The organism is Variovorax sp. J31P207 (assembly GCF_030316965.1).
In the GTDB taxonomy this organism is placed as follows: Bacteria; Pseudomonadota; Gammaproteobacteria; order Burkholderiales; family Burkholderiaceae_C; genus Variovorax; species Variovorax ginsengisoli_B.
Map to the genome: position 1 here is coordinate 99,078 of NZ_JASZYN010000016.1, position 18,609 is coordinate 117,686.

At 62.0% G+C, this 18,609-nt stretch carries 14 protein-coding genes and 4 pseudogenes; 6 read left to right on the forward strand and 12 right to left on the reverse strand.

The genetic code is table 11. From position 1 onward, the window contains the following. Positions 1-666 (reverse strand): hypothetical protein, encoded by a 666-nt coding sequence (locus QTI68_RS34310; RefSeq protein ID WP_286528343.1) that lies wholly within the window; start codon positions 664-666, stop codon positions 1-3. A gap of 125 nt (positions 667-791) precedes the next feature. Between QTI68_RS34310 and tnpC the strand changes: the two genes are divergently transcribed. Both tnpC and QTI68_RS34320 read left to right on the forward strand, forming a co-directional pair. Continuing rightward, positions 792-2,267, forward strand: coding sequence for an IS66 family transposase (tnpC, locus tag QTI68_RS34315; RefSeq protein ID WP_503011789.1), 1,476 nt, complete (start codon positions 792-794; stop codon positions 2,265-2,267). A gap of 43 nt (positions 2,268-2,310) precedes the next feature. Beyond that, complete coding sequence (locus QTI68_RS34320) at positions 2,311-2,829, forward strand: hypothetical protein (protein WP_286528345.1); 519 nt, start codon at positions 2,311-2,313, stop codon at positions 2,827-2,829. Positions 2,830-3,078: 249 nt separating this feature from the next. On the opposite strand, the pseudogene QTI68_RS34325 reads toward QTI68_RS34320, so the two are convergent. Continuing rightward, a pseudogene (locus QTI68_RS34325) lies at positions 3,079-3,801 on the reverse strand (Tn3 family transposase); the annotation flags it as partial. Between QTI68_RS34325 and QTI68_RS34330 the strand changes: the two are divergent. Beyond that, positions 3,801-4,688: an IS110 family RNA-guided transposase gene (locus QTI68_RS34330; protein WP_286528346.1), complete on the forward strand. Its 888-nt coding sequence runs from the start codon at positions 3,801-3,803 to the stop codon at positions 4,686-4,688. The pseudogene QTI68_RS34325 and the gene QTI68_RS34330 overlap by 1 nt on opposite strands. 550 nt (positions 4,689-5,238) lie before the next feature. Here the strand turns inward: QTI68_RS34330 and QTI68_RS34335 are convergent. Beyond that, on the reverse strand, positions 5,239-5,712 hold the full coding sequence (locus tag QTI68_RS34335) for a hypothetical protein (RefSeq protein ID WP_286528348.1): 474 nt from the start codon (positions 5,710-5,712) through the stop codon (positions 5,239-5,241). A 36-nt stretch (positions 5,713-5,748) separates the two neighbouring features. Between QTI68_RS34335 and QTI68_RS34340 the strand changes: the two genes are divergently transcribed. Together QTI68_RS34340 and QTI68_RS34345 are read left to right on the forward strand one after the other, a co-directional pair. Continuing rightward, complete coding sequence (locus QTI68_RS34340; protein WP_286528350.1) at positions 5,749-8,892, forward strand: hypothetical protein; 3,144 nt, start codon at positions 5,749-5,751, stop codon at positions 8,890-8,892. Between the two features lie 500 nt (positions 8,893-9,392). Then, on the forward strand, positions 9,393-9,689 hold the full coding sequence (locus tag QTI68_RS34345; RefSeq protein ID WP_286528352.1) for a plasmid pRiA4b ORF-3 family protein: 297 nt from the start codon (positions 9,393-9,395) through the stop codon (positions 9,687-9,689). Positions 9,690-9,760: 71 nt separating this feature from the next. On the opposite strand, the gene QTI68_RS34350 is transcribed toward QTI68_RS34345, so the two are convergent. Together QTI68_RS34350 and QTI68_RS34355 are read right to left on the reverse strand one after the other, a co-directional pair. Further along, positions 9,761-11,533: a metallophosphoesterase family protein gene (locus QTI68_RS34350; protein WP_286528355.1), complete on the reverse strand. Its 1,773-nt coding sequence runs from the start codon at positions 11,531-11,533 to the stop codon at positions 9,761-9,763. Between the two features lie 320 nt (positions 11,534-11,853). Continuing rightward, positions 11,854-12,884, reverse strand: a pseudogene (locus QTI68_RS34355) (site-specific integrase). A 276-nt stretch (positions 12,885-13,160) separates the two neighbouring features. Between QTI68_RS34355 and QTI68_RS34360 the strand changes: the two are divergent. After that, positions 13,161-14,264, forward strand: coding sequence for a DNA-binding protein (locus tag QTI68_RS34360; RefSeq protein WP_286528357.1), 1,104 nt, complete (start codon positions 13,161-13,163; stop codon positions 14,262-14,264). 150 nt (positions 14,265-14,414) lie between these two features. Here QTI68_RS34360 and QTI68_RS34365 read toward each other — a convergent pair. From QTI68_RS34365 to QTI68_RS34390, 7 genes and pseudogenes are all read right to left on the reverse strand, one after another. After that, positions 14,415-14,574: pseudogene (locus QTI68_RS34365) on the reverse strand (IS5/IS1182 family transposase); the annotation flags it as partial. 99 nt (positions 14,575-14,673) lie between these two features. Continuing rightward, positions 14,674-15,576 carry a LysR family transcriptional regulator gene (locus QTI68_RS34370; RefSeq protein WP_286528358.1) on the reverse strand — a complete coding sequence of 301 codons (903 nt, stop codon included), beginning with the start codon at positions 15,574-15,576 and terminating at the stop codon, positions 14,674-14,676. A gap of 81 nt (positions 15,577-15,657) precedes the next feature. Then, positions 15,658-16,203: a 2,4'-dihydroxyacetophenone dioxygenase family protein gene (locus QTI68_RS34375; protein WP_286528360.1), complete on the reverse strand. Its 546-nt coding sequence runs from the start codon at positions 16,201-16,203 to the stop codon at positions 15,658-15,660. 109 nt (positions 16,204-16,312) lie between these two features. Next, positions 16,313-16,708 (reverse strand): hypothetical protein, encoded by a 396-nt coding sequence (locus QTI68_RS34380; protein ID WP_286528361.1) that lies wholly within the window; start codon positions 16,706-16,708, stop codon positions 16,313-16,315. An 18-nt stretch (positions 16,709-16,726) separates the two neighbouring features. After that, the gene (locus tag QTI68_RS34385) at positions 16,727-17,371 is read right to left on the reverse strand and encodes an alpha/beta hydrolase fold domain-containing protein (protein WP_353506461.1); all 645 of its coding nucleotides are present in this window, start codon (positions 17,369-17,371) and stop codon (positions 16,727-16,729) included. Continuing rightward, positions 17,274-17,666, reverse strand: a pseudogene (locus tag QTI68_RS40240) (alpha/beta hydrolase fold domain-containing protein); the annotation flags it as partial. The pseudogene QTI68_RS40240 and the gene QTI68_RS34385, both read right to left, overlap by 98 nt. A 78-nt stretch (positions 17,667-17,744) precedes the next feature. Continuing rightward, entirely contained in the window at positions 17,745-18,566 is an 822-nt protein-coding gene (locus tag QTI68_RS34390) for an alpha/beta fold hydrolase (RefSeq protein WP_286528365.1), read from the reverse strand. Between the last annotated feature and the right edge of the window lie 43 nt (positions 18,567-18,609).

Genomic DNA, 18,609 nt, shown 5'->3' on the forward strand with positions numbered 1-18,609 from the left:
TCAGGCCTGTCGCGCTTCACGACGAGCTCGAGCGTCCAGCAAGCTCGCCACCCAGGGGCTGAACATCGCGCCCTCGGCAGACAGGCGGTAGAGCTGGTCCCGCGCGGCGCCGGCGTTGAAGTCAGGCCGCTTGAAGAGCTCGTAGAAGGTCGCCATCTTCAAGAGCAGCTCGGCGCCGGGCTTGGGCGGGTTCAGTTGCTTCCAGAGGATGGCCTTTCGCAACCAGCGCGCCACCGTGATGCCCGTCGTGACGATCCAGGCCGATTGGGGCTCACCTTGCGTCAGGGCAAAGGCGAGGAAGAAGGTGGCAACGAGCTTCAACCCCTCAACGAATAGCTCCCCGAGTCCCTTCAACCATTGGCGCATCGCGCCAGGTGCGGCCTGCGCGCCCTCCAGCGGCGTCGCCAGGGGCATCCCGAGCATCGTCTTGTTGGAATGGACGATCTGGGCCAGACCCAGGCACTCGGCATGGACCAGGGCATCGATGAGCGCCCATTCGAGGGTGGGCGAGCTCACCTCAGGTCGGCTGAGCAACCGATGCGCGGCATCGACTGGCGCATGCCATTGCGCACCCACGAACCGCAGCTGGCAGCGTGATTCGGTCGCCTTGTTCGTGGGCTGACTACTGTATGAGGTTGCCTCCGGTGTAGCACCGATATTCGGCATCGCGGGGGCCCGGCACAGTGGAGACCGTGCCCACGCCAACAAACGCACCCGACACGCCCCACACCGTTGACTCGCTGCTGCGAGTGGTCGAGGAGCGCGATGCCGAAGTGGCGCTCCTCAAGCTGATGGTCGACAAGCTCAAGCTGCAGTTGCTGCGCACCGCGCGCGCCCGCTTCGGATCGTCCAGCGAACAGCTCGATGACCCTCAGATCGCCCTGATCGAGGGTGAACCACTGTATGAGTTCGCGGCGCCCAAGGCGCCTGCGGCGGCTGAGGCTGCAAACAGCGCAGGTATCGACCGGCACCTGCCTGAGCACCTCCCGCGCGAGAACCATGTACACCGCCCGGAGACCTCCAACTCGTTCATCGATGCCAAGGGCCAGCCCTGCGGTTGCAGCGCCTGCGGCGGCCGACTGCGCCAGATCGGCCAGGACGTCTCCGAGCAACTGGAGTACGTGCCTTCGCGCTTCAAGGTGATCCGTCATGTACGCCCCAAGCTGGCGTGCATGGCCTGCGAGACGATCTTCCAGGCGCCAGCACCAAGCCGACCCATTGCACGCGGCATCGCCGGTCCCGGGCTGCTTGCCAACGTGCTGGTGTCCAAGTATTGCGACCATATCCCCTTGCACCGCCTGAGCCGCATCTATGGCCGCGACGGCGTCGCCGTCGACCGCTCTACCATGGCCGGCTGGGTCGGCCAGAGCGAGAAGCTGCTCGACCCGCTGGTCGCAGCGCTTGGACGCTACACGCTGGCCAGCGCCAAGGTGCATGCTGATGACACGCCGGTGGCCGTGCTCGATCCTGGCCGCGGCCGGACCAAGACCGGACGGCTCTGGGTCTACGTGCGCGACGACCGACCGGCCGCAAGCGCAGAACCGCCAGCGGCCTGGTATCGGTACTCGCCCAGCCGCAGGGGCGAGCACCCGCAGGCGCACCTGAAGAACTACAGCGGCATCCTGCAGGCTGATGCCTACGGTGGCTACACCCGGATCTACGCGGGTGGTCAGGTCATCGAAGCTGCATGCTGGGCACACGCGCGCAGACCGTTCTGGGACCTGCACGAGAGCCAGGGCTTCGTTGCCGGTTCGATTGCTCACCAGGCGCTGCAGCGGATCGCGGCGCTGTACGCGATCGAGGCCCAGATCCGGGGCCAGCCTCCCGAAGTGCGGTGCCGTGTGCGGCAGGCCCGCGCCGGCCCCTTGCTGGACGAGCTGCGCTCCTGGCTCACGAGCGTGTTGGGAAAGGTATCGAAGAAGTCGGAGTTGGCCAAGGCGATCGGCTACTCGCTCGTGCGCTGGAGTTCGCTCACGCGCTACCGCGATGACGGGCGCATCGAGATCGACAACAGCGCTGCCGAACGCGCGCTGCGTGGCGTAGACCTTGGCAGGACCAACTATCTGTTCATGGGCTCGGACGCCGGCGGAGAGCGTGCGGCGGCGATCTACAGTCTGGTGGAAACGGCCAAGCTGAACGGGCTCGATCCGCAGGCGTACCTGCGCGAAGTCCTGGTCCGTATCGCCGACCATCCGATCAACCGCATCGACGAGTTGCTGCCGTGGAACATCGGCGGGCCGCACGTCGAGCAACGACTGGCAGCCTGAGGGCCACGCGCCCGGGCGCCTGCAACGCGAAGAGGACGACGAAGTGAACCCGCAAGGCACCGACCCGAAGCTGATCGATGCGCTCAATCGAGCGAGCAGCCTGGAGCTGTTCCAGCTGAGCGCCATCATCGAGCGCATGTTGGCTGATCCGCGACGGATCATCGCCGTGCGGACCAACATGAACCTGGGACAGACCGTGCGCTTCCTCGACTGGCGCGACGGCCAGTTGCGCAACGGCAAGGTGGTCGCCATGAAGGACACGCAGGTCACCTTGCACGAGGAAGGCACCCGGCGCGAGTGGAAACTGCCCTATACAGCCGTCGAACCGCCAGGTCCTTCGAGCGCTACCGCCACGGCGCCTGCGCGCCCCGCGCCGCCGAAGAATATGCCTGCGCGCGGAGACTTCCGATGCGGCGAGAAGGTCTCGTTCGACGACAAGTACCTCCAGCCCCAGGTTGGCATCGTCGTTCGCATCAACCAGCGAACCGCCACCGTCGATACCGGCAACGGGCACTCATGGCGCGTTCCGTTCCACATGCTGCGTCAGGTCGTGGACATCTGATCGCAGCACTTCGGTCAAGAGGGTGTCGAGCCCACGCTTACAGCCATTTCCACTCGCCGGCTCGAGGTTCAACGGCTCCTTGGGGCAATCTCGGTTTTCGTGCATTTTGTGGCGCTTGACTCGAAATTGGCCAATGAAATCAATGCGTTGCAACAGTCGCCGTTTTGAGAGCGTCGCAGTTTTACGCGCACTTTGTGGCGGTACGGTTTGGTCGGTCGAGAGCGGCGACGTGGACAGTCCGGCACGCCGTCACCCACGCGCCTGTTGAGGCACAGCAGGCGCCTGTCCGATCAATGCCTGCGCGTACCTTTGAACCCCGAAGCTGAACGTTCCGCGGAAGTTGATGTGCTCGAAATGCACTGGACCGAGCCGGCGCAGCCAGGCGTCTTCGACCACCATGCCCTGAGTTCGCCAGCGGTCCACCACCGTCTGCATGTGAGCGGTGTTCCAGGCGATGACGATGTTCGTCAGCAGGGCGTGCGAGCCCGAAATTGCGACGAGTTCGTCACGCCGGCGGCCCCGCTCGGGCGCGAGCCGACCGTAGTAGATCGCTCGCTGCAGCTGATGAACCGACTCGCCTCGGTTGAGCAGGGTGTGCAATTCCCGCCGGAAGTCCGGGTTGGTGAAGTAGTCACACAGAAACAGCGTCCTGAGCAGTCGCCCCAGTTCCTCGGCGGCGCGGCGAGTTGGATCACTGCTGGCTGCGCTACCCCACAGGCGCAGTCCCACATTGGCACTTATCCGGCCAGTGCGTACCGAGGCGGCGAAACGCAGCATGCCGTCCCATCCGGCTCGGATGGCCTTGAGCACCACGCTCGCACTGACCACCGCCTCGATTGGCTTCGCGAAGTCGCGGCCGCTGTGCCAGCCCGAAGGAACATACAGCTTGCGCTCGGCCAGCGCGCGCAGGCGAGGGCGAGGGCACAGGTCGAACCCCAAGAGCTTTGCTCCGGCCATCCCGGCATGCGTATATGGAAGCGTGCGGGAGCGCCCACTACTGGGCTCGAACAATCAGGTCTTTGGGTCATCAAGTCAAACTCCTGCCGGCACAGCACGTCAAGGCCTTCTTGTTGCGTGACAAGACCGACGCGATGGATGCCCAAGCTATCTGGGTGGCAGCCCAACAACCGCACATCTTGCCCGTGCCGGTCAAAAGCGAGCGACAGCAAACCTGCATGGCGTTGCACGGAATGCGCCGCCAACTGATGAAGATGCGCATCATGCAAACCAATGCGCTGCGCGGGATCATGTCCGAGTTCGGCATCGCACTTCCGTTGGGGCACAGCCAGCTTCTCAAGGCAATCCAGGCTGAGATGGCCAAAGCGCAGTTGGAAGATCGACTGCCGGCCGATCTGGTGGTCAGCGTACAAGAGCAGCTCAAACGTGTGGATGCGCTTGACGAGGACATCGAGCACATTGGCCATCGGCTGCATGCGACGATCCGGGACGACCGGCAAATGCAGGCCGTTCAACGAATCCCGGGCGTTGGGGATCTGACAGCCTCAGCGCTGGTTGCCTCCGTCGGAGACTTCTCCACATTCAAATCCGGGCGCCAGTTTGCGTCGTGGGTGGGACTAACACCGCGGCAAGTGGGCACGGGCGGCAAGACGCAGCAACTCGGCATCTCTAAACGTGGCGACACATACTTGCGCACGCTGCTGATTGCAGGAGGGGCCAGGGCAGTGATCGCCAAGTCGGAGAAGTCTGCTTGGATCACCCGACTTCTGGAGCGTCGACACTACAACGTCGCGGTGGTGGCGCTGGCCAACAAAATGGCTCGCACGGCCTGGGCGGTCCTGGCCAAAGGCGTCGCTTTTGATCTGGTCAGATGGAATCCCGTTGAGTTGGTGAAAGCCTGAAGACGACCTACCGCCGGGGCGCTCGCAAGAGAAAACCGTTTTGAAGGAGAGCCTGCAAAAAGCGCGATGATGGACGAAGGTCAAACCGGGCCGGGGGCATTCCGACAAACTCCCAGTACCTTGAGTACAAGGTGGAGGTAGGAACCTTGGCCGCGAATAGCCATGATGGCCAGCAGCAAAACTGCATCAACAGGCCGGATGTAAGGCTGCAACCCTTCAAACGTCAAGACGCCGAAACTTGCTCTTCTTGGGCGGACCATGTAGGGAGTTTGGGTAGCCACCGGGGCCCACCCGAGCGAGAACGCGATCGATTACACCGATACCACTGGTCATGTTGCCCAGAGTTGAGGTCGATCGAGGACGCAATCAAGCCCCTCCGACTTGGGCGTCACACAAAGTGCGGAAGAGCCGGATTTGCTCTCTTCTACGTCCACCGACAACGTTAGGGCGGGCGCAGGAATGGGTCAGAACGCAAAGGCTCAGCCTTGCGCCCTCCGTCAATGGGAGGATGCCGGCCCCGGCGGCATCGTGTACTTTTTGCGTTGTGCATCTACCGCGTGACGGGTTTCTTGGACACGAACAGCACTCCAAGTGCCGATACCACGAGACCCTGCAAGGGCCCCAGCCAGAGATTGGACGTGCGCATCAGTTCGATGGCCTTTTCGCTGTCCGCTGCGACGACAGGCTGGATGAGAATGGTCAGGAGGATCAGCACGAAATAGAGGATGGAGAGGCAGTACGCAATGCGGAAGAACGTGCGGCGCACCACCGATTTCAGACTGCTCGGGTCGAGCGCCGTATACCCAAGGACCGTCAGCATCATGCCCAGTGTCGGCATCAGGTTGGGGAGGATCCAGCTCCATGCGTCCTGCACGTGGGTGCCGTATCTTCCCAGCAGCGACTGCAGCACGAGCAGCAACATGATGATCGCGCTCGCGACCAGCCACTGGATCGCCAGTGCCGAGCGCACGCGATCGAGCCCAATAGTGGGCTCCACGGATTCCTGGCCCTGTCCGTTTGCCATTGCCTGCCCTTCCTCTTCACGTCACGGGATTGTGCTATGAAACAGTTCGGCATTGCACGCAAGCTCGCCATCCTCGTCACACTGGGCTGGTCCTGCGCCATGGGCGGCGAAACCGCGCAGTGGCTGGATCGCCTGAGGTCGGCCGACCCGCGCGTGCGCCTGGCGGCCGCCTACGACAGCCAGTTCCTGGACGTCAGTGCGCCGGACGATGTGATGCGAGCGCTCCTTGCGGGCGCGGCAGACCCTTCGGAGTACGTTCGCTTCCAGAGCTTCCTCGTAATGGGGGAGCTGGCACTGCAGCCGCAGGCGACGGCAACACGCCTTGTGCAGGCCTTGTATGCGGAAGGTGAAGGCGGAGCTGCAGGCGCGGCCGCAGTTGCCTTGGGAAAGCTGGGCCCGGCAGGGATCGAAGCACTGCTGGCCGTGTTGCGGGACGGGCCGGCGGGCATTCCCGCTTCCGTGGGGGAGCCGGCGAAATTGAGCTATGCCAATTGCGGCGGCGCGATGTTCGTTCCGAGCTTCGCCGCGGCGCTGGCGCTCGGCCGCATCGGCGCCCCGGCGGCGCTTCCGGTGTTGCGCTTGCTACGCGAGCCCGATCAGCAGAAGGCGCGGCATCCGTCCCTGCGAATCCCGAGGGGCACGACCTACTCGCTCCTGCCCTATGTCGTACTGGCCCTGTCGCAGATGGGTCCGGGCGCGCTGCCTGTCATCGTCGGCGAGATCGAGCATGCGACCGGGGAGTACCGCGCGCGGCTGGTCGGAGTGCTGAGGCGCGAGTTCAGGGAACCCGCGCGCGCGCACATCGGTGAGTACGAACGCCTGCTCGAACCCGCGGATACGAGGTTGTACGCAATCAGGCAGATCGCGGCGCTCGGCGATGAACAGGCGCTTCGCATGATCCGGCGCTTTCGCGCGCTGAACGATGACCTGGCCGTTGCCACCGCCATTGCGGCGGCACCCGCTCCCCATTCCCGGGCGATCGAAGCGGAAGCCTTGCAGTTCCTTGCGAAGCCGTCCGTGGGCTCGGCTGCCCGCAACAGTGTGATCGGCGCTCTCGGGGATGGCCATGAGAAGCTTTCGCAGTACTCCGACAGTGCGCTCAGGCTGTTGCTGGCCGCCGCCGTCGACCGGGACGCCGAAGCGCGGCGCCTGGCGAGGAACTCCCTCGTCAACGCCGGTCCGCTTCCGAGGCACCTCGTCCCGGACGCAGCACGCATCCTCGAGCCCGCGCCGGATGCAAGCCCCAAGGTGCGAGAGAGCGCCCTGGACTTGATGGACTCACTGGATACCGTGACGCCGGAAAACTCCCGTCGCATTGCGCAGCAGCTTGCAGCGCAAATTCGCACGCGATCGTCGGCCAACGCATCGCCGCGCTACACGGGCGAAGCCTTGCGTTCGCTGGTCCATCTCGTCGCCCGGCCGACGGCAGATGCGGCCTCGATCGCATTGCTGCACTCCCTGCTGAAAACACCTCCCGATTGGATCAGCAAGAAGGAGGTCGCGAATGCGATCGGCCGCATCGGCCCGCGTGCATCGGGCCTGGCGCCGGATCTCGCAGCCGGACTGGACAACCCCGATCGTTACGACGCGCGCGAGTTCGCGGTGGCACTGGCAGGGCTCGGCGACAGCGGTGTCACGGTCTTGAAGCGCAGTTGCCAAAGCGCCGGAAATCGCGCGGCCTGCCTGGAGCTCGCGAGCGTGGGCGATTCCGAGTCCATCGCGATCATGCTGCGCGACTTCGCTGCCAGGCAGAAGGACCAGGAAGCGGCGGAGATAGCGGATGCTCTGGTCGTTGCCGTCCTGGCACCGCGCGCATCGGAAGCAGAGCGTGCGAACCCGAAGCGGCGGGCACGGGACTGGAATGCTCTTCGGCCGGCCGTCGAGGCCGCCATGCCGCGGCTGCAGGCCTTGCTGGGCAGCCAGGAGGACTACGTGCGAAGAACGGCGGCATTGCTAGCAGCAGCCTTGGGAGAGCCGACCCTGGCGCCCGTCGTGGCGTCCAAGCTGGCACACGGTGAGTTAGGCCGCGCGGACGAGGCCGACATGCTTGGCGCGGTCCGGCTGTTCGGCGACGCTGCGGTCGCCGAATTGTTGCGGTTGGCCCAAGGCGGTGCCAGCAGCCGGCTGTCCCTGAAGATCCTGGCACTCTCGAATGTCCCGTCGGCGCGCCTGGCCGGCGCGCTGCAACCTGCCTTCGCGGCGAAGGATCCCGCCGTCCGGAAAGCCGCGCTCGAAGCGATGCTGGCCACCGAGCTTGCTCCCGACTTCCGTCGCGACGCGCTGCGCGGCCTGGCAGAGGATGCGGATGCGCAAGTCCGCCTGCTGGCGGCCGAATACGGTGTCGGTGTTGCCGATGTATCCGAACTCGCAAGCCGCGTGCTGGCCGATTTCCTGGTTTCGACGGACGCGGAGGCCAGGCATCGAGCTGCCGTCCGCCTGATGGCTGCCGATGCATCTCCTGCCCCGGACACGCAAGCCATTCTTACGGCCGTCGCCGTCGACGACTTCATCGCCCTCTGGTGGCACTCAACGTTCCGCCGCTTCTACGATGATTGGTTCAAAGAGTGCATGTCCGGGTCGATCTATGCGTTGCCCGACTTCCCCTGGCCGCCGCCCCGGTTCTCGGATCGCGACGTGATCCCGCGGCAACTGGTGGGGCAGGACAGCGCCTCGTTGCTGGACATCGACGCGCGATTGGCCGGCGCGCTGGAGGCAGCCGGGTTCCATCCCGGTGGCGTGTTCCGCATCCCAGGCGGGTTCGTCCGCGTGACGAAGCTGGAGCAGACCCAACCCGACGGTGTACCCCTGAAGGGAGACGACCGCTGGAGCTACGACACCGTTCCGGCGCGCGACCTCGTGGATTATCTCGGCAAGCTGTTCCTCATGAACCGCGGGCATTTCCGCTTCTTCGTCTTCGCCGTCACCGACCAGTTCGCGCCGCCGTCCACGCGCGAGTTGTCGATCGAGGATGCCCGCGTGTTCTTTTCGCGCGGATTCGTGAAGCTGCCCGAGGAGTACCGCGGCGTCCAGTTTAGGGGACGGGAGTGCTACGTCCTCATCTACAACTTTGAACGCGGCGATCGCATGGTCAAGCAGCAGGTTCCCAGCACGATCGACGCCAAGACCCAGCTACAGCGCAGCGGGCTGTGGCAGGTGCTGCAAGCTCCGGCGCGGCCGTGAGCGCGCGAATCGCACGGTCGACCCGGCGCTCGATGCAGCCTGATACCGGCGTCCTTCACGCGCATTACGCTCGGCCTAGTGCGCGAGCCGAGTTAGGCGAAGCTCGCGACACGGACGGCTGCCCATAGCCGACAACGAGAGCACCCTGCGCCTGCCGACCCAAACCATCATGATGCTTCGGGATCGCTGGGCATTGCTGGAGCCCCTGGGGTACGCCGTGTGTCCGAGCTGCTGGGCCATTCGTCCATCGCGATGACTGCCCGGTATGCCCACCTGCGGATGATGCGCTACATGCTGAAGCCCTGGACGTGCTGGAGCGGATCCAGGGGTAATCGTCCTTTCGGCTCGCTTTGATACGGTGGGGCAAGAAAATCCTCGTTGAATCAACAAGTTGTAGTTGAAGGTTCTCGCGCAGAAGCGATCAGCCCTAAGTCGTTGTCGCGCAAAGTTATTCCCGACATAACCGGACAATCCGCACCGAAAGGACGATTGCCCCGGGCATGGAATCCGGGGCGTCTTCCGGGCGGGCGGTCTTGCAGCTACGCGCAGTGCTGCGAAGCATCAGCCCGCTGATCTGGCGGCGCCTCCTGGTGCGAGGCGATACGAGCGTCGCGCGGCTTCACCAGATCCTGCAGATCGCCTTCGGCTGGCAGGACAAGCACCTGCACCGTTTCGAGATTAGTGGCCTAGAGTACGGCGTCAATCAGGACAGCGGCGTGTTCTTCGAAACCGACGCACACGAAGCCCTGATCGGCCAACTGAAGCTGCGGCTCTTCGAACGAGTCACCTACGAGTAGGAGTGCATCCATTTCTTGGGGGTGTGCGGCGCAGCATTGTTGGAGACGAGATCATCCTGAAAAACAAAAGCTCAGGCACTCCCCCAATTCCATTCTAACCAATCAAAATCGTTTAGCTTTTCCGGCTCAAACTGCTGATATATGACAAACCACGGCAGAACATAGGCGACGACCGCAGCAGCACCCATGCCAAATAATGGAATGCCGTGATATGCATATATAACGGGGCCAGTGCCATTTCTCTGCCTGATTTTGTCGACGATTGAAATTGGCACTTGCGCTTTGAAATACGCATTTTCTCCGGAAATCCTAAAGACATCTATTATATCGAATTCCTCGGAAACTACCGTGGGTCGTTTTGCTAGCGTCCTAATGCAAGTTGTGATTGCGCGTGCCGCATTAAAATTGGTGCTGTCCCCAAAATTTTGCCGGAAATATTTGATGCAGCTGGCTATATTTGTTTCGAGCCGAGCCTGATTTTTTGGAAATACGTCCGCCATCGCTTCTGCGACATCCTCCTTTCGAAGAGGGGCGGGTGGATCGTCTATCCGAAGCGCGGAATTTAGTACATTAAGCTCAATGCGCGTATCGAGGTTTTGCGCTAGTCGGCTAATAAGGATATCTAGTCCGTCGCAATCATTCACGATATAGTCTATTCGACCCCCAATCGGAAACATCAGGGAATCGATCTCACAGTCAATTATGGCCGACACCTCTGTAGAGGCCATCTTCCCAATTTCATTAAACGTCGACGCAGTCACTCGACAATCAATTTGCAGACGTCCGTTGACAGCCGATTTATAAATAGCGCCGTCATCATGCCAAAATCCTCCGGTACTCCAAGCTCGAAAGCGTATATCCACTTCGATAATTTTACCGTGGTCATCGAGGGAGAGGTCGATACACTGGAATGCATTTCTGTACTTGCTCTTGTCATCGCCCTCGAAAAGACAACCCGCCGCTAATTCAAGAAGCCTCCTATCCGGATTTTGTCTGATGGTCGCCAATGGAGAATGTTGGTGTCCATGTAAATAAATATCAAAATAATCAGAAACGAGTCTGTGAGAAACCTCGGCATCTTTGAGGATTGCCAGCGGATGGTGGCCAAGCGCAATTCTCAACCCGCTCAATGGCTTGCCGTTAATAGTGCCCAGTATTCCAATCTGGCTGTCGCTCAACCAGATTTTTCCCGCATCATGGTCATCTCCGGACAGCCACTGTGTTTCAAGCCCAATCAAATTTATTTGAAATGGAAACTTTTCGATCGTGATCTGCGCCTGATATCCGAGCACGCCATGAGGAGAATTCGAAGGAAGAAGTTCGGGCCTGCCAAAATCGCATTCAACCCACTTCCAAAAATTCTGAAATCGTTCTTTTATTGCTGTCTTCCATTCATCCTTTACGCCATACGGCGCGGCGCCTCCGGCAAGCCATTCAGATGTCTCTCGCTGTAGCGACGATGAGATCACACGTAATTGCCGAAAATCGTCTTCGCGCACTCCTCGGCAAACGTCATGATTTCCCGGAATAACAAAAACTCTTTTGCGCTCGATGCCAGTTAATCTTTCCAATTCCGAAAAAAACTCTGTTGCTCGCGTATATTCTTGGGGAAGTCCCCAATCAGCCAAATCGCCAGTAAAGACAATGATGTCTGGCCTATCGCCGCTATCGATCAGATTTTTAATATTGGATTGCCAAGAAACTCCAAGAACACGCTCGCGCTCCCACGCCTCCCGATTGACTTGATCAATTCGCTGGGCCGTCTTCGCTGCGTCTGCCAAGACTACATTGGCAGACCGAAAATGAGCGTCAGAAATGTGCAGAATTTTCAATTTGTGCGTCATTAGTTCCCTCATTACTAAATTAGCACGGCGAATGCAGCCGTTACATGCTTTGCACGTTATTGTGCCAACAATTCCTTGGGATGCACTGCCGCTGCCGGAGCTATTGTGAGGTGCTTTGCGTCAGATGATGGAGGAATCTCTGGGTCTTCCACAGCTTGTGTTTCACTTTCTTTACGATCGAAGGGTCGACGTTGGCGAGATAGATGCGCGTTTTGGGTATCGCGGTCGACGTCTCAATCAGGCCGGCGAACGAATTGGGCACACGCTGCCCCGGCAGTCTCACTGTTGGACAGCACGAGCTCGGATATCTCGAAGTCCATTCAATCTCTGGTGGCCTCCCCCGAATCCATCATCCGAGCCACCCCGCTCACTTGCGCCGCGCCTGCCCTGAAATACCCCACGACCGTATCGGTGCTCCGATGCCCCGTCATCGCCATCGTCTCTTGCAACGGCATGTTTTGTCTGCCCGCCTCTGTGACGAACCCCGAGCGCAGCGAATGCGCCGAAAAATCCTCTCCCACCCCCGCCAGCGCGCACCGCGCCTTCACGATGTCCCGCACCGCGGTCCCCGACAGCCCGTCGGTGCCCAATTTGCCGTTCTTGAGGATGCGCCGGAAGAGGGGCCCCGAGCTGATGCCGCTGGACTGGAGCCACGCGTCCAGCGCCACCGCCGCCGACCCGACCACCGGCTTCACGTCCTCCGAGCGGATCTTCCCGTTGTGGTTTGTCTTCGAACTGGCCAAGGTGTACAGATAGGCGCCTTCATCCCCGCGGTGCAGGTTCTCGAACACAGCCTCTGAGACTTCCGAGCGCCGGCGCCCGCCCGAGGCCCAGGCAAAAAGGAGGAGGGCGCGGTCGCGTTTCCCTTTCAGCGAGTCATCGCAGGTCTCCAGCACCGCCTCGAGCGGCTCCTTGGTCAGCGCACGTTGCTTGTGGGGCAGGGCGTTGCGCTTCGCATAGGCCTTTCTGGTCTTGCTCAGCAGCGCCTTCACCGCGGGATCCACACACGGATTGGGCGCTGCTTGGAGACGTGGTGCGCCATCGAGAGCACCGAGATCCGGTGCATCAGGGTGTTCAACGCCGGCGCGCCGAGCTTTCCCTTGAAACCGGCTTCCACCAGCGCCTGGTCGATCTCGGCCGGCAACTGGTGGTCGAGGCCTGCCTTGGTCGAGCGCTGCGCGTGGTCGACGATGAACTGCACGACCACGGGGACGGCCACCGGCAGCGCCATCTGCTGGCCATAGCGCGCGCCGAACCAGGCGGCCCAGTAGCGCATGGCGGCGCGGTACGCCAGGCGCGTGTTGTCCGACTCGCCCTCGGCCATCAGGTCGTGCGCGGCTTCCTCCGCCATCCCGGAGAGCTGGCCGGGATCGAGCAGCGCGTGGTCGCTTTTCAGAGGCACCAGGGCCTTGGAGACCTTGGGCACCTTGGACGGCGGCACTTTTTCAGCAGATTTCATGGGCGAGCTCCAGCAGCATGGGTTCACGGGACGACGGCGCGCGCAGTCAGTCCGCAGTCGTCTTCTTGTTATTTAACACACATACTACGTATGATGTCTTACGTATAATGTACATCACTTCCGATAATCTCTTATTATCGCAAGTAAAAGATCGCGAGGAAAGCCGACATGGATCCGAAAAGTTCGATCAACAACATCCATCCCATTCGCAGCGGCCGCGGGATCCAGGAGGCCCAGGTCTGGGAGGCCGCCGACGCGCTGCTGCAGGAAGGCCTGCGCCCGACGATTGAGCGTGTCCGGCAGAAGATCGGCAGCGGCTCGCCCAACACCGTCAGCCCGATGCTGGAGCGCTGGTTCGCCACGCTCGGCAAGCGCCTGGACGGTCATGGCGTAAGCCCGGCCGACGGCCTGGCGAACCAGCTTCCCCTGGCCGTCGTCCAGTCGGCGAAGCTGTTCTGGGAATCCGCCCGCAGTGAGGCCGACCAGGTGCAGGTTCAGAAGACCGAGGCGGCCCGGCGCGAGATCGAGCTGCAGCGCGAGGCGCTCGCGCAGAAGGAATCGGAACTGACCCAGCGCGAGGCATCCTTCGAGCAAGCCCGCGTGGCGCTCGACGAGGCCCTCGCGTCCTCGCGCCAGGCGGTCACGGCCATGGAGGCGCAGATGCACACGCAGCAACAGGAATCGGCTCGCCTGCTGAGCGACGCTGAAGCCGAAGTGCGACGCTTGCGCAAGGCCCTAGACGAGGCGGTGGCCAGCAAGGAGGCGCTGCGCGAAAAGTCAGCCATGGAACTGCGCGACAAGCAGCGCGCAACCGAGGAAGCCCAGGAGCGACACCTCGCTCAGGAACGCCGCCTCCTCTCTGAGGTCGATCGCGAGCGGATGGCGACGCGCCAGGTCACCGCCGAACTCGCGAAGGTGCAAAAGGCCCACGCTGCCGATGCCGAGACCGCTCGCGCGGCTCTCGTCGGTGCGCAGCAGGCGCTACAGCACGAGAAGAACGCGCACAGCGACGCGGCAGCGGCTTGGTCGTTACAGCACCAAGCGGCTCAGGTCGAATTGGCGACGCTGCGCGAGCGCGCCGCTGGAGCAGATCTGCGGGCAACCGACCTCGCCACACAGCTTCAGCGCCTCCAAGTGCAGTCAGAACGCGAGATCACAAAGCTACGAGAGAGCCATGCCTCGGCGACGGCCGCGTTGCGCAAACCAGAGGGACCCGTGGGGAGAGGCGCAGCGGCAACACCGCGCCGCCTGCCTAGGAAATCTCCCAAATAAGGATGCGCGGCGCGCCCCTCGTCGAGCACGGGTCGAAGCGCAGCAATCGAGGGGCAACACATGGGCGATCGGTCCGCACTCGCTCGATTTATCATCCTGATGCCAAACTGCTGAGCAGCCTGACCGATCCGCAGCATCCGGTCGGCAGGACCAGGTCAGCCCTTGGGCTTCGCCACGCTTGTGCGCGCCTTCGTAGCCGGCATCGCCGAAGGCCGCCCTGCTCTTCCCCATACAGCAGTGCACCGGCGACGCTGATGTCGCTCACGTGGGCTGCGCTGCCCACCACCGTGTGCACGAGGCCAACCTTCGCGAGCCGAAAAGCCTCGACCGACGTTTCCGGCAAGAAGTCTCCCGCCGCTGCTTCCGAGCGGCAGCCACTCTCAGCCCGACGGTAGAGGGCCCCAGGTACTCACGCGGCCCAGCCTTGCCGCGCGATGCGGGCTTCAATGAACATCTGAAAGGCCCTGACCTTCGGACTGACATGTTCACGGTGCGCATGAATCAGATACACCGGTTCGCGAAGCTTGAGGCGGAACGCCTGCAGCAGTGGAACCAGCGCGCCGGTCGCAATATCTGCGCCAATGTGAAAGTCTGCCAGGCGCACGACGCCCTCGCCGGCGAGGGCCAGATCCCGAAGCAGGTCGCCCTGGGTGAACGAAGCCCTGCATTGCACAGGCACCGTGACTATCTCGTCGGCCCGCCGAAACGACCAGCTGTTCCAGGGACTGGCGAAGCTGAAGTTGAAGCACCTGTGCTGCAACAGGTCTTCAGGCGTCTTTGGTTCGCCGTACTTGAGCAGGTAAGCCGGCGAGGCGCAAACGAGCCATTCCGACTCGCCGATCCGGCGCGCGACTCGCGAGGAGTCCGGCAAGATCCCGCTGTGAATGGCAACGTCTACACCTTGATCGAAGCGATCCACGAACTGCGCGCCGACCTCGATCTCGACGGCCAGATCGGGGTTCGCAACGAGGAACTCGGGTAGCCAAGGCAGGATTTGATGCTTGGCAAACGTCGTCATGGTGTGAATGCGAAGCACACCGGAAACTCGCTGCGGAAGCGCCTCGGCCAGTGAATCCGCAGCGGCCATCGCTTCGGTGACTGCACGGGCGCTGCCCTCGAAGGCGACGCCTTCTTCGGTCAGCGTCAATGTTTGGGCACCACGTACAAACAGGCGAACAGCCAAACGCCTTTCGAGGGCGGTGATGAGCTTGCTGATTGTCGAAGGGCTCAAGTCATGCGCGCGCGCGGCAGCCGAGAAGTTGCCGCTTTCGATCACCCAGACGAAGGCCAACAGTTGTGTGTAGGAGTCCATCGACGTCTCAAGCTTTTCGCTGCAGCGCCGTAATGAACAAGGCGCCTCGCGGATGCTTCGGCAACACCTTGCCCCACCAGTTCAGCGGATGAACTGCTTGATATAGTCGTCCGGCAGACCGAGTTCCTTGTAGTGCTTCTGGGCGGCTTCAAGCTTCGTGAACACGTCTTCGTAGCCGACCGCCACACCCTGTGGGTCGACGTATATGTAGCCCCCAATGACATGGAACCACGTGATCATCTCATCCACGCCTTCGGGGACGACCAGCGTGTGTGTCTCGCCAGCAGGCTCGTGCGCATAAGAGCCTTCCTCGGCGACCCAGTCGTGCTCCAGGTACAACCATCGGCCTTTCAGGACGATCGCGTGCACCGCGCCAGTGTGACGATGACGCGAGAGCACGCCGGCCTTGCGCACGCGCAGCAGGTTAACGTAGTAACCTCCGCTGGTGCAAAGCAGCAGCGGCTTGAACGAAACGGTCTTGGTGACCGGCACCCACAGGTTGTCGTCCTCCAGCCATTTGTCCATCACATTGAGATGGACCAAGTCCGGCGACATGAAGGGCACTTGAGGCAGCGCGTAGGGGATAGCGAGTTCGTCCGGCTTTGCAACGGTCGTGATGGTGGTCATCGTGTAGTCCTGGTTTGAAGAGAGTGGAGTGGCAACTGGCTTGCTTCGATCAACTCAAGCCGTCTATGAATCGTAGGTATCAGTGAACTGCGCGCAAAGGTGCGCTCGGTCAAAGGGGGTGTGACCATTTGGCATGTACCCCAAGTAGGCTTTGCGCACGTGCGGGCCTGCGATTAACTCCGCGCCGGTTCCCGACAATGCAAACTGCCCGTTCTCGAGCCGTAGCCGCGGTCGGCCAGCTTCCTTGATGCAGTTCGAGCGAGACGTCGTCAGTCGCCTTGAGGCCGCCGAAGTTCTTCTTCAGATGCTCGGCCTTCAGGATCACCTGGCCAGCCGAGAACCGGGACGCATCCCGCTGGGGAACGGCCGGAACAGCATCGTCGGAAGGCGTGCCTGGCAAGCGATCCAGCAAGTTCTTGATTGAACCGCCGAACTTGTCGACCAGCCCATGCGGCATGGTGAACACCACGACCAGCAGGATGACGCCGTAGATCAGGCCGTGCATCCCACTGCGCCATGGAACTCAGCCAGCCGACGGGTTCGCTTTGCGCAGACACTGTTCCAAAAACAATGAGGCGCTCTCCATGGCCTGTTGTGCCTCGGGCTGCAAAGTCGCAACGAAGTGCCACGCGTGGAACATATGGGGCCAGACTTCGAGAGTCATCCTGACACGATTCTCGGCAAGGTGCGACGCGAGACGCATGCCGTCCGTGAGCATCAGTTCTGCTTCGCCAATCTGGACCATGATGGGCGGCAGACCTGTTACGTCGGCGAAGACCGGCGATGCCATCGGATGAATTGCCAAAGCGCCTTGCAGGAACACCCTCGCCAGGAAGACAAGACCGGCTTTGCTGTTCAAAGGGTCGATCGTTTCCCGATTGGTCATCGAGACGCCCGTGTGCTCCAGGTTGGCCCAGGGCGAAATGGCCACCCCTCCAGCCGGCAGTGGTAGGCCGGCGTTGCGGGCAGCCACCATCGCGGTCACGGTCATTGCGCCACCAGCAGACTCGCCGGCAAAGACGATACTGCGGGCTGGGCGCCCTGCATCGAGCAAGCCTTTGTAGAACCGCGGGGTATCGTCGACGGCAGCCGGAAAACGGGTGCCCGGGCGCGAGCCGATAGTTCGGCAGGAACACCTTGGCGCCCAACATCTTCGCAAGATTGCCACTGATGCCGTGGTAGCCGTCCGGCCCGCCCACGATGTACGCGCCCCCGTGGATATAGACAACGATGGCGTCGGTCTTGAGAACGTCGGGGATCGCCACCTGACCCGGTATCCCGCCATTGACGACATGCTCGAACGTGATGCCCGCCGGTGCAGGGTTCTGCGCCAGCATCCTGTTGTAGACCGCCCGGATTTCGTCCAGAGATGCCGTCTTGTTCTCGCCCGTCAGGACAGGCCCCAAGTCCAGCAAGCTCTCGCTCCATTGCTTCACGAAAGCCCGCGCTTCATTTGTCAGCATCGATATTCTCCAGTTGGTAGCAAAGCAGGGCTCGACGCCCTTCCATCCCAGGCCTCGCCCGCCAGAGCCAGCGCAGCCTCAGACGCTTGGATCGGAGAAGAAACCGATGATCTCGGGAAGCACAAGTTCCGGTGCCTCCAAGGTGGGACTGTGACCGATTTTCTTCAACCGAATGAGCTTCGAATTGGGCAGCTCCGCCTTCATCTGGTCGGACCAAGCGGGCGGACGGGGCATGTCTTCTTCGCCGTTGATGATCAGCACCGGGATCTTGATTGAGGGCAGCAATTCGACCGAGCTCTCGCGATGCATGACGCCCTTCATCGCAGGACGCAGCGACTTCGGCAGGGCGGCGATCCGGTCACGCCAGTACGCCACCATCTCCTTCTTGGCGGGGTTCTGGCGGGTGGTTTCGCCGAACATCACCCGCATCGTCATCTCCAGGATCTCGCCTGTGAAGCCTTGGTTGCCGGCATCGACCACCCACTGCGCGAAGAGAGCACCCTGTTCGGGCGGTTCGCCGCAGGCCGATGAGCCGGCGACGACCAGCGAACGGAACAACTCTTGGCGTCGCGCGATCAGACGGAATGCAACGTCCCCGCCCATCGACTGGGCCATCACGTTGATCGACCTGATGCCCATCGCATCTATGAGCGCCTCCATGTCGTCCGCGCATTGGTCCATGCTGATGATGTCGACGTCCTCGATCGCGCTCTTGCCTTGTCCGCGGAAATCGGGACGGATCACCCTGAACTTGCCTTTGGCGGCCTTGACCAGGCCGTCGAACATGGTGCCGTCCAGGAAGCAGGAGTGCAGGCAGAGGACGACGGGAAGATCGCTCTCTCCTGTGTCCTCGACCCATAAAGTCGTGCCGTTGATCTCTTTATGCGTACCTTGTGCCATGGAATCTCTCCGTTTCAGTTCAAACTAATTGCCCTCGCGCGTC

Coding starts and splice junctions, on each gene's coding strand:
- QTI68_RS34310 (WP_286528343.1), bottom strand. CDS start 666: ATGCCGAATATCGGTGCTACACCGGAGGCAACCTCATACAGTAGTCAG.
- tnpC (WP_503011789.1), top strand. CDS start 792: ATGGTCGACAAGCTCAAGCTGCAGTTGCTGCGCACCGCGCGCGCCCGC.
- QTI68_RS34330 (WP_286528346.1), top strand. CDS start 3,801: ATGGAAGCGTGCGGGAGCGCCCACTACTGGGCTCGAACAATCAGGTCT.
- QTI68_RS34335 (WP_286528348.1), bottom strand. CDS start 5,712: ATGGCAAACGGACAGGGCCAGGAATCCGTGGAGCCCACTATTGGGCTC.
- QTI68_RS34340 (WP_286528350.1), top strand. CDS start 5,749: ATGAAACAGTTCGGCATTGCACGCAAGCTCGCCATCCTCGTCACACTG.
- QTI68_RS34345 (WP_286528352.1), top strand. CDS start 9,393: ATGGAATCCGGGGCGTCTTCCGGGCGGGCGGTCTTGCAGCTACGCGCA.
- QTI68_RS34350 (WP_286528355.1), bottom strand. CDS start 11,533: ATGACGCACAAATTGAAAATTCTGCACATTTCTGACGCTCATTTTCGG.
- QTI68_RS34360 (WP_286528357.1), top strand. CDS start 13,161: ATGGATCCGAAAAGTTCGATCAACAACATCCATCCCATTCGCAGCGGC.
- QTI68_RS34370 (WP_286528358.1), bottom strand. CDS start 15,576: ATGGACTCCTACACACAACTGTTGGCCTTCGTCTGGGTGATCGAAAGC.
- QTI68_RS34375 (WP_286528360.1), bottom strand. CDS start 16,203: ATGACCACCATCACGACCGTTGCAAAGCCGGACGAACTCGCTATCCCC.
- QTI68_RS34380 (WP_286528361.1), bottom strand. CDS start 16,708: ATGCACGGCCTGATCTACGGCGTCATCCTGCTGGTCGTGGTGTTCACC.
- QTI68_RS34390 (WP_286528365.1), bottom strand. CDS start 18,566: ATGGCACAAGGTACGCATAAAGAGATCAACGGCACGACTTTATGGGTC.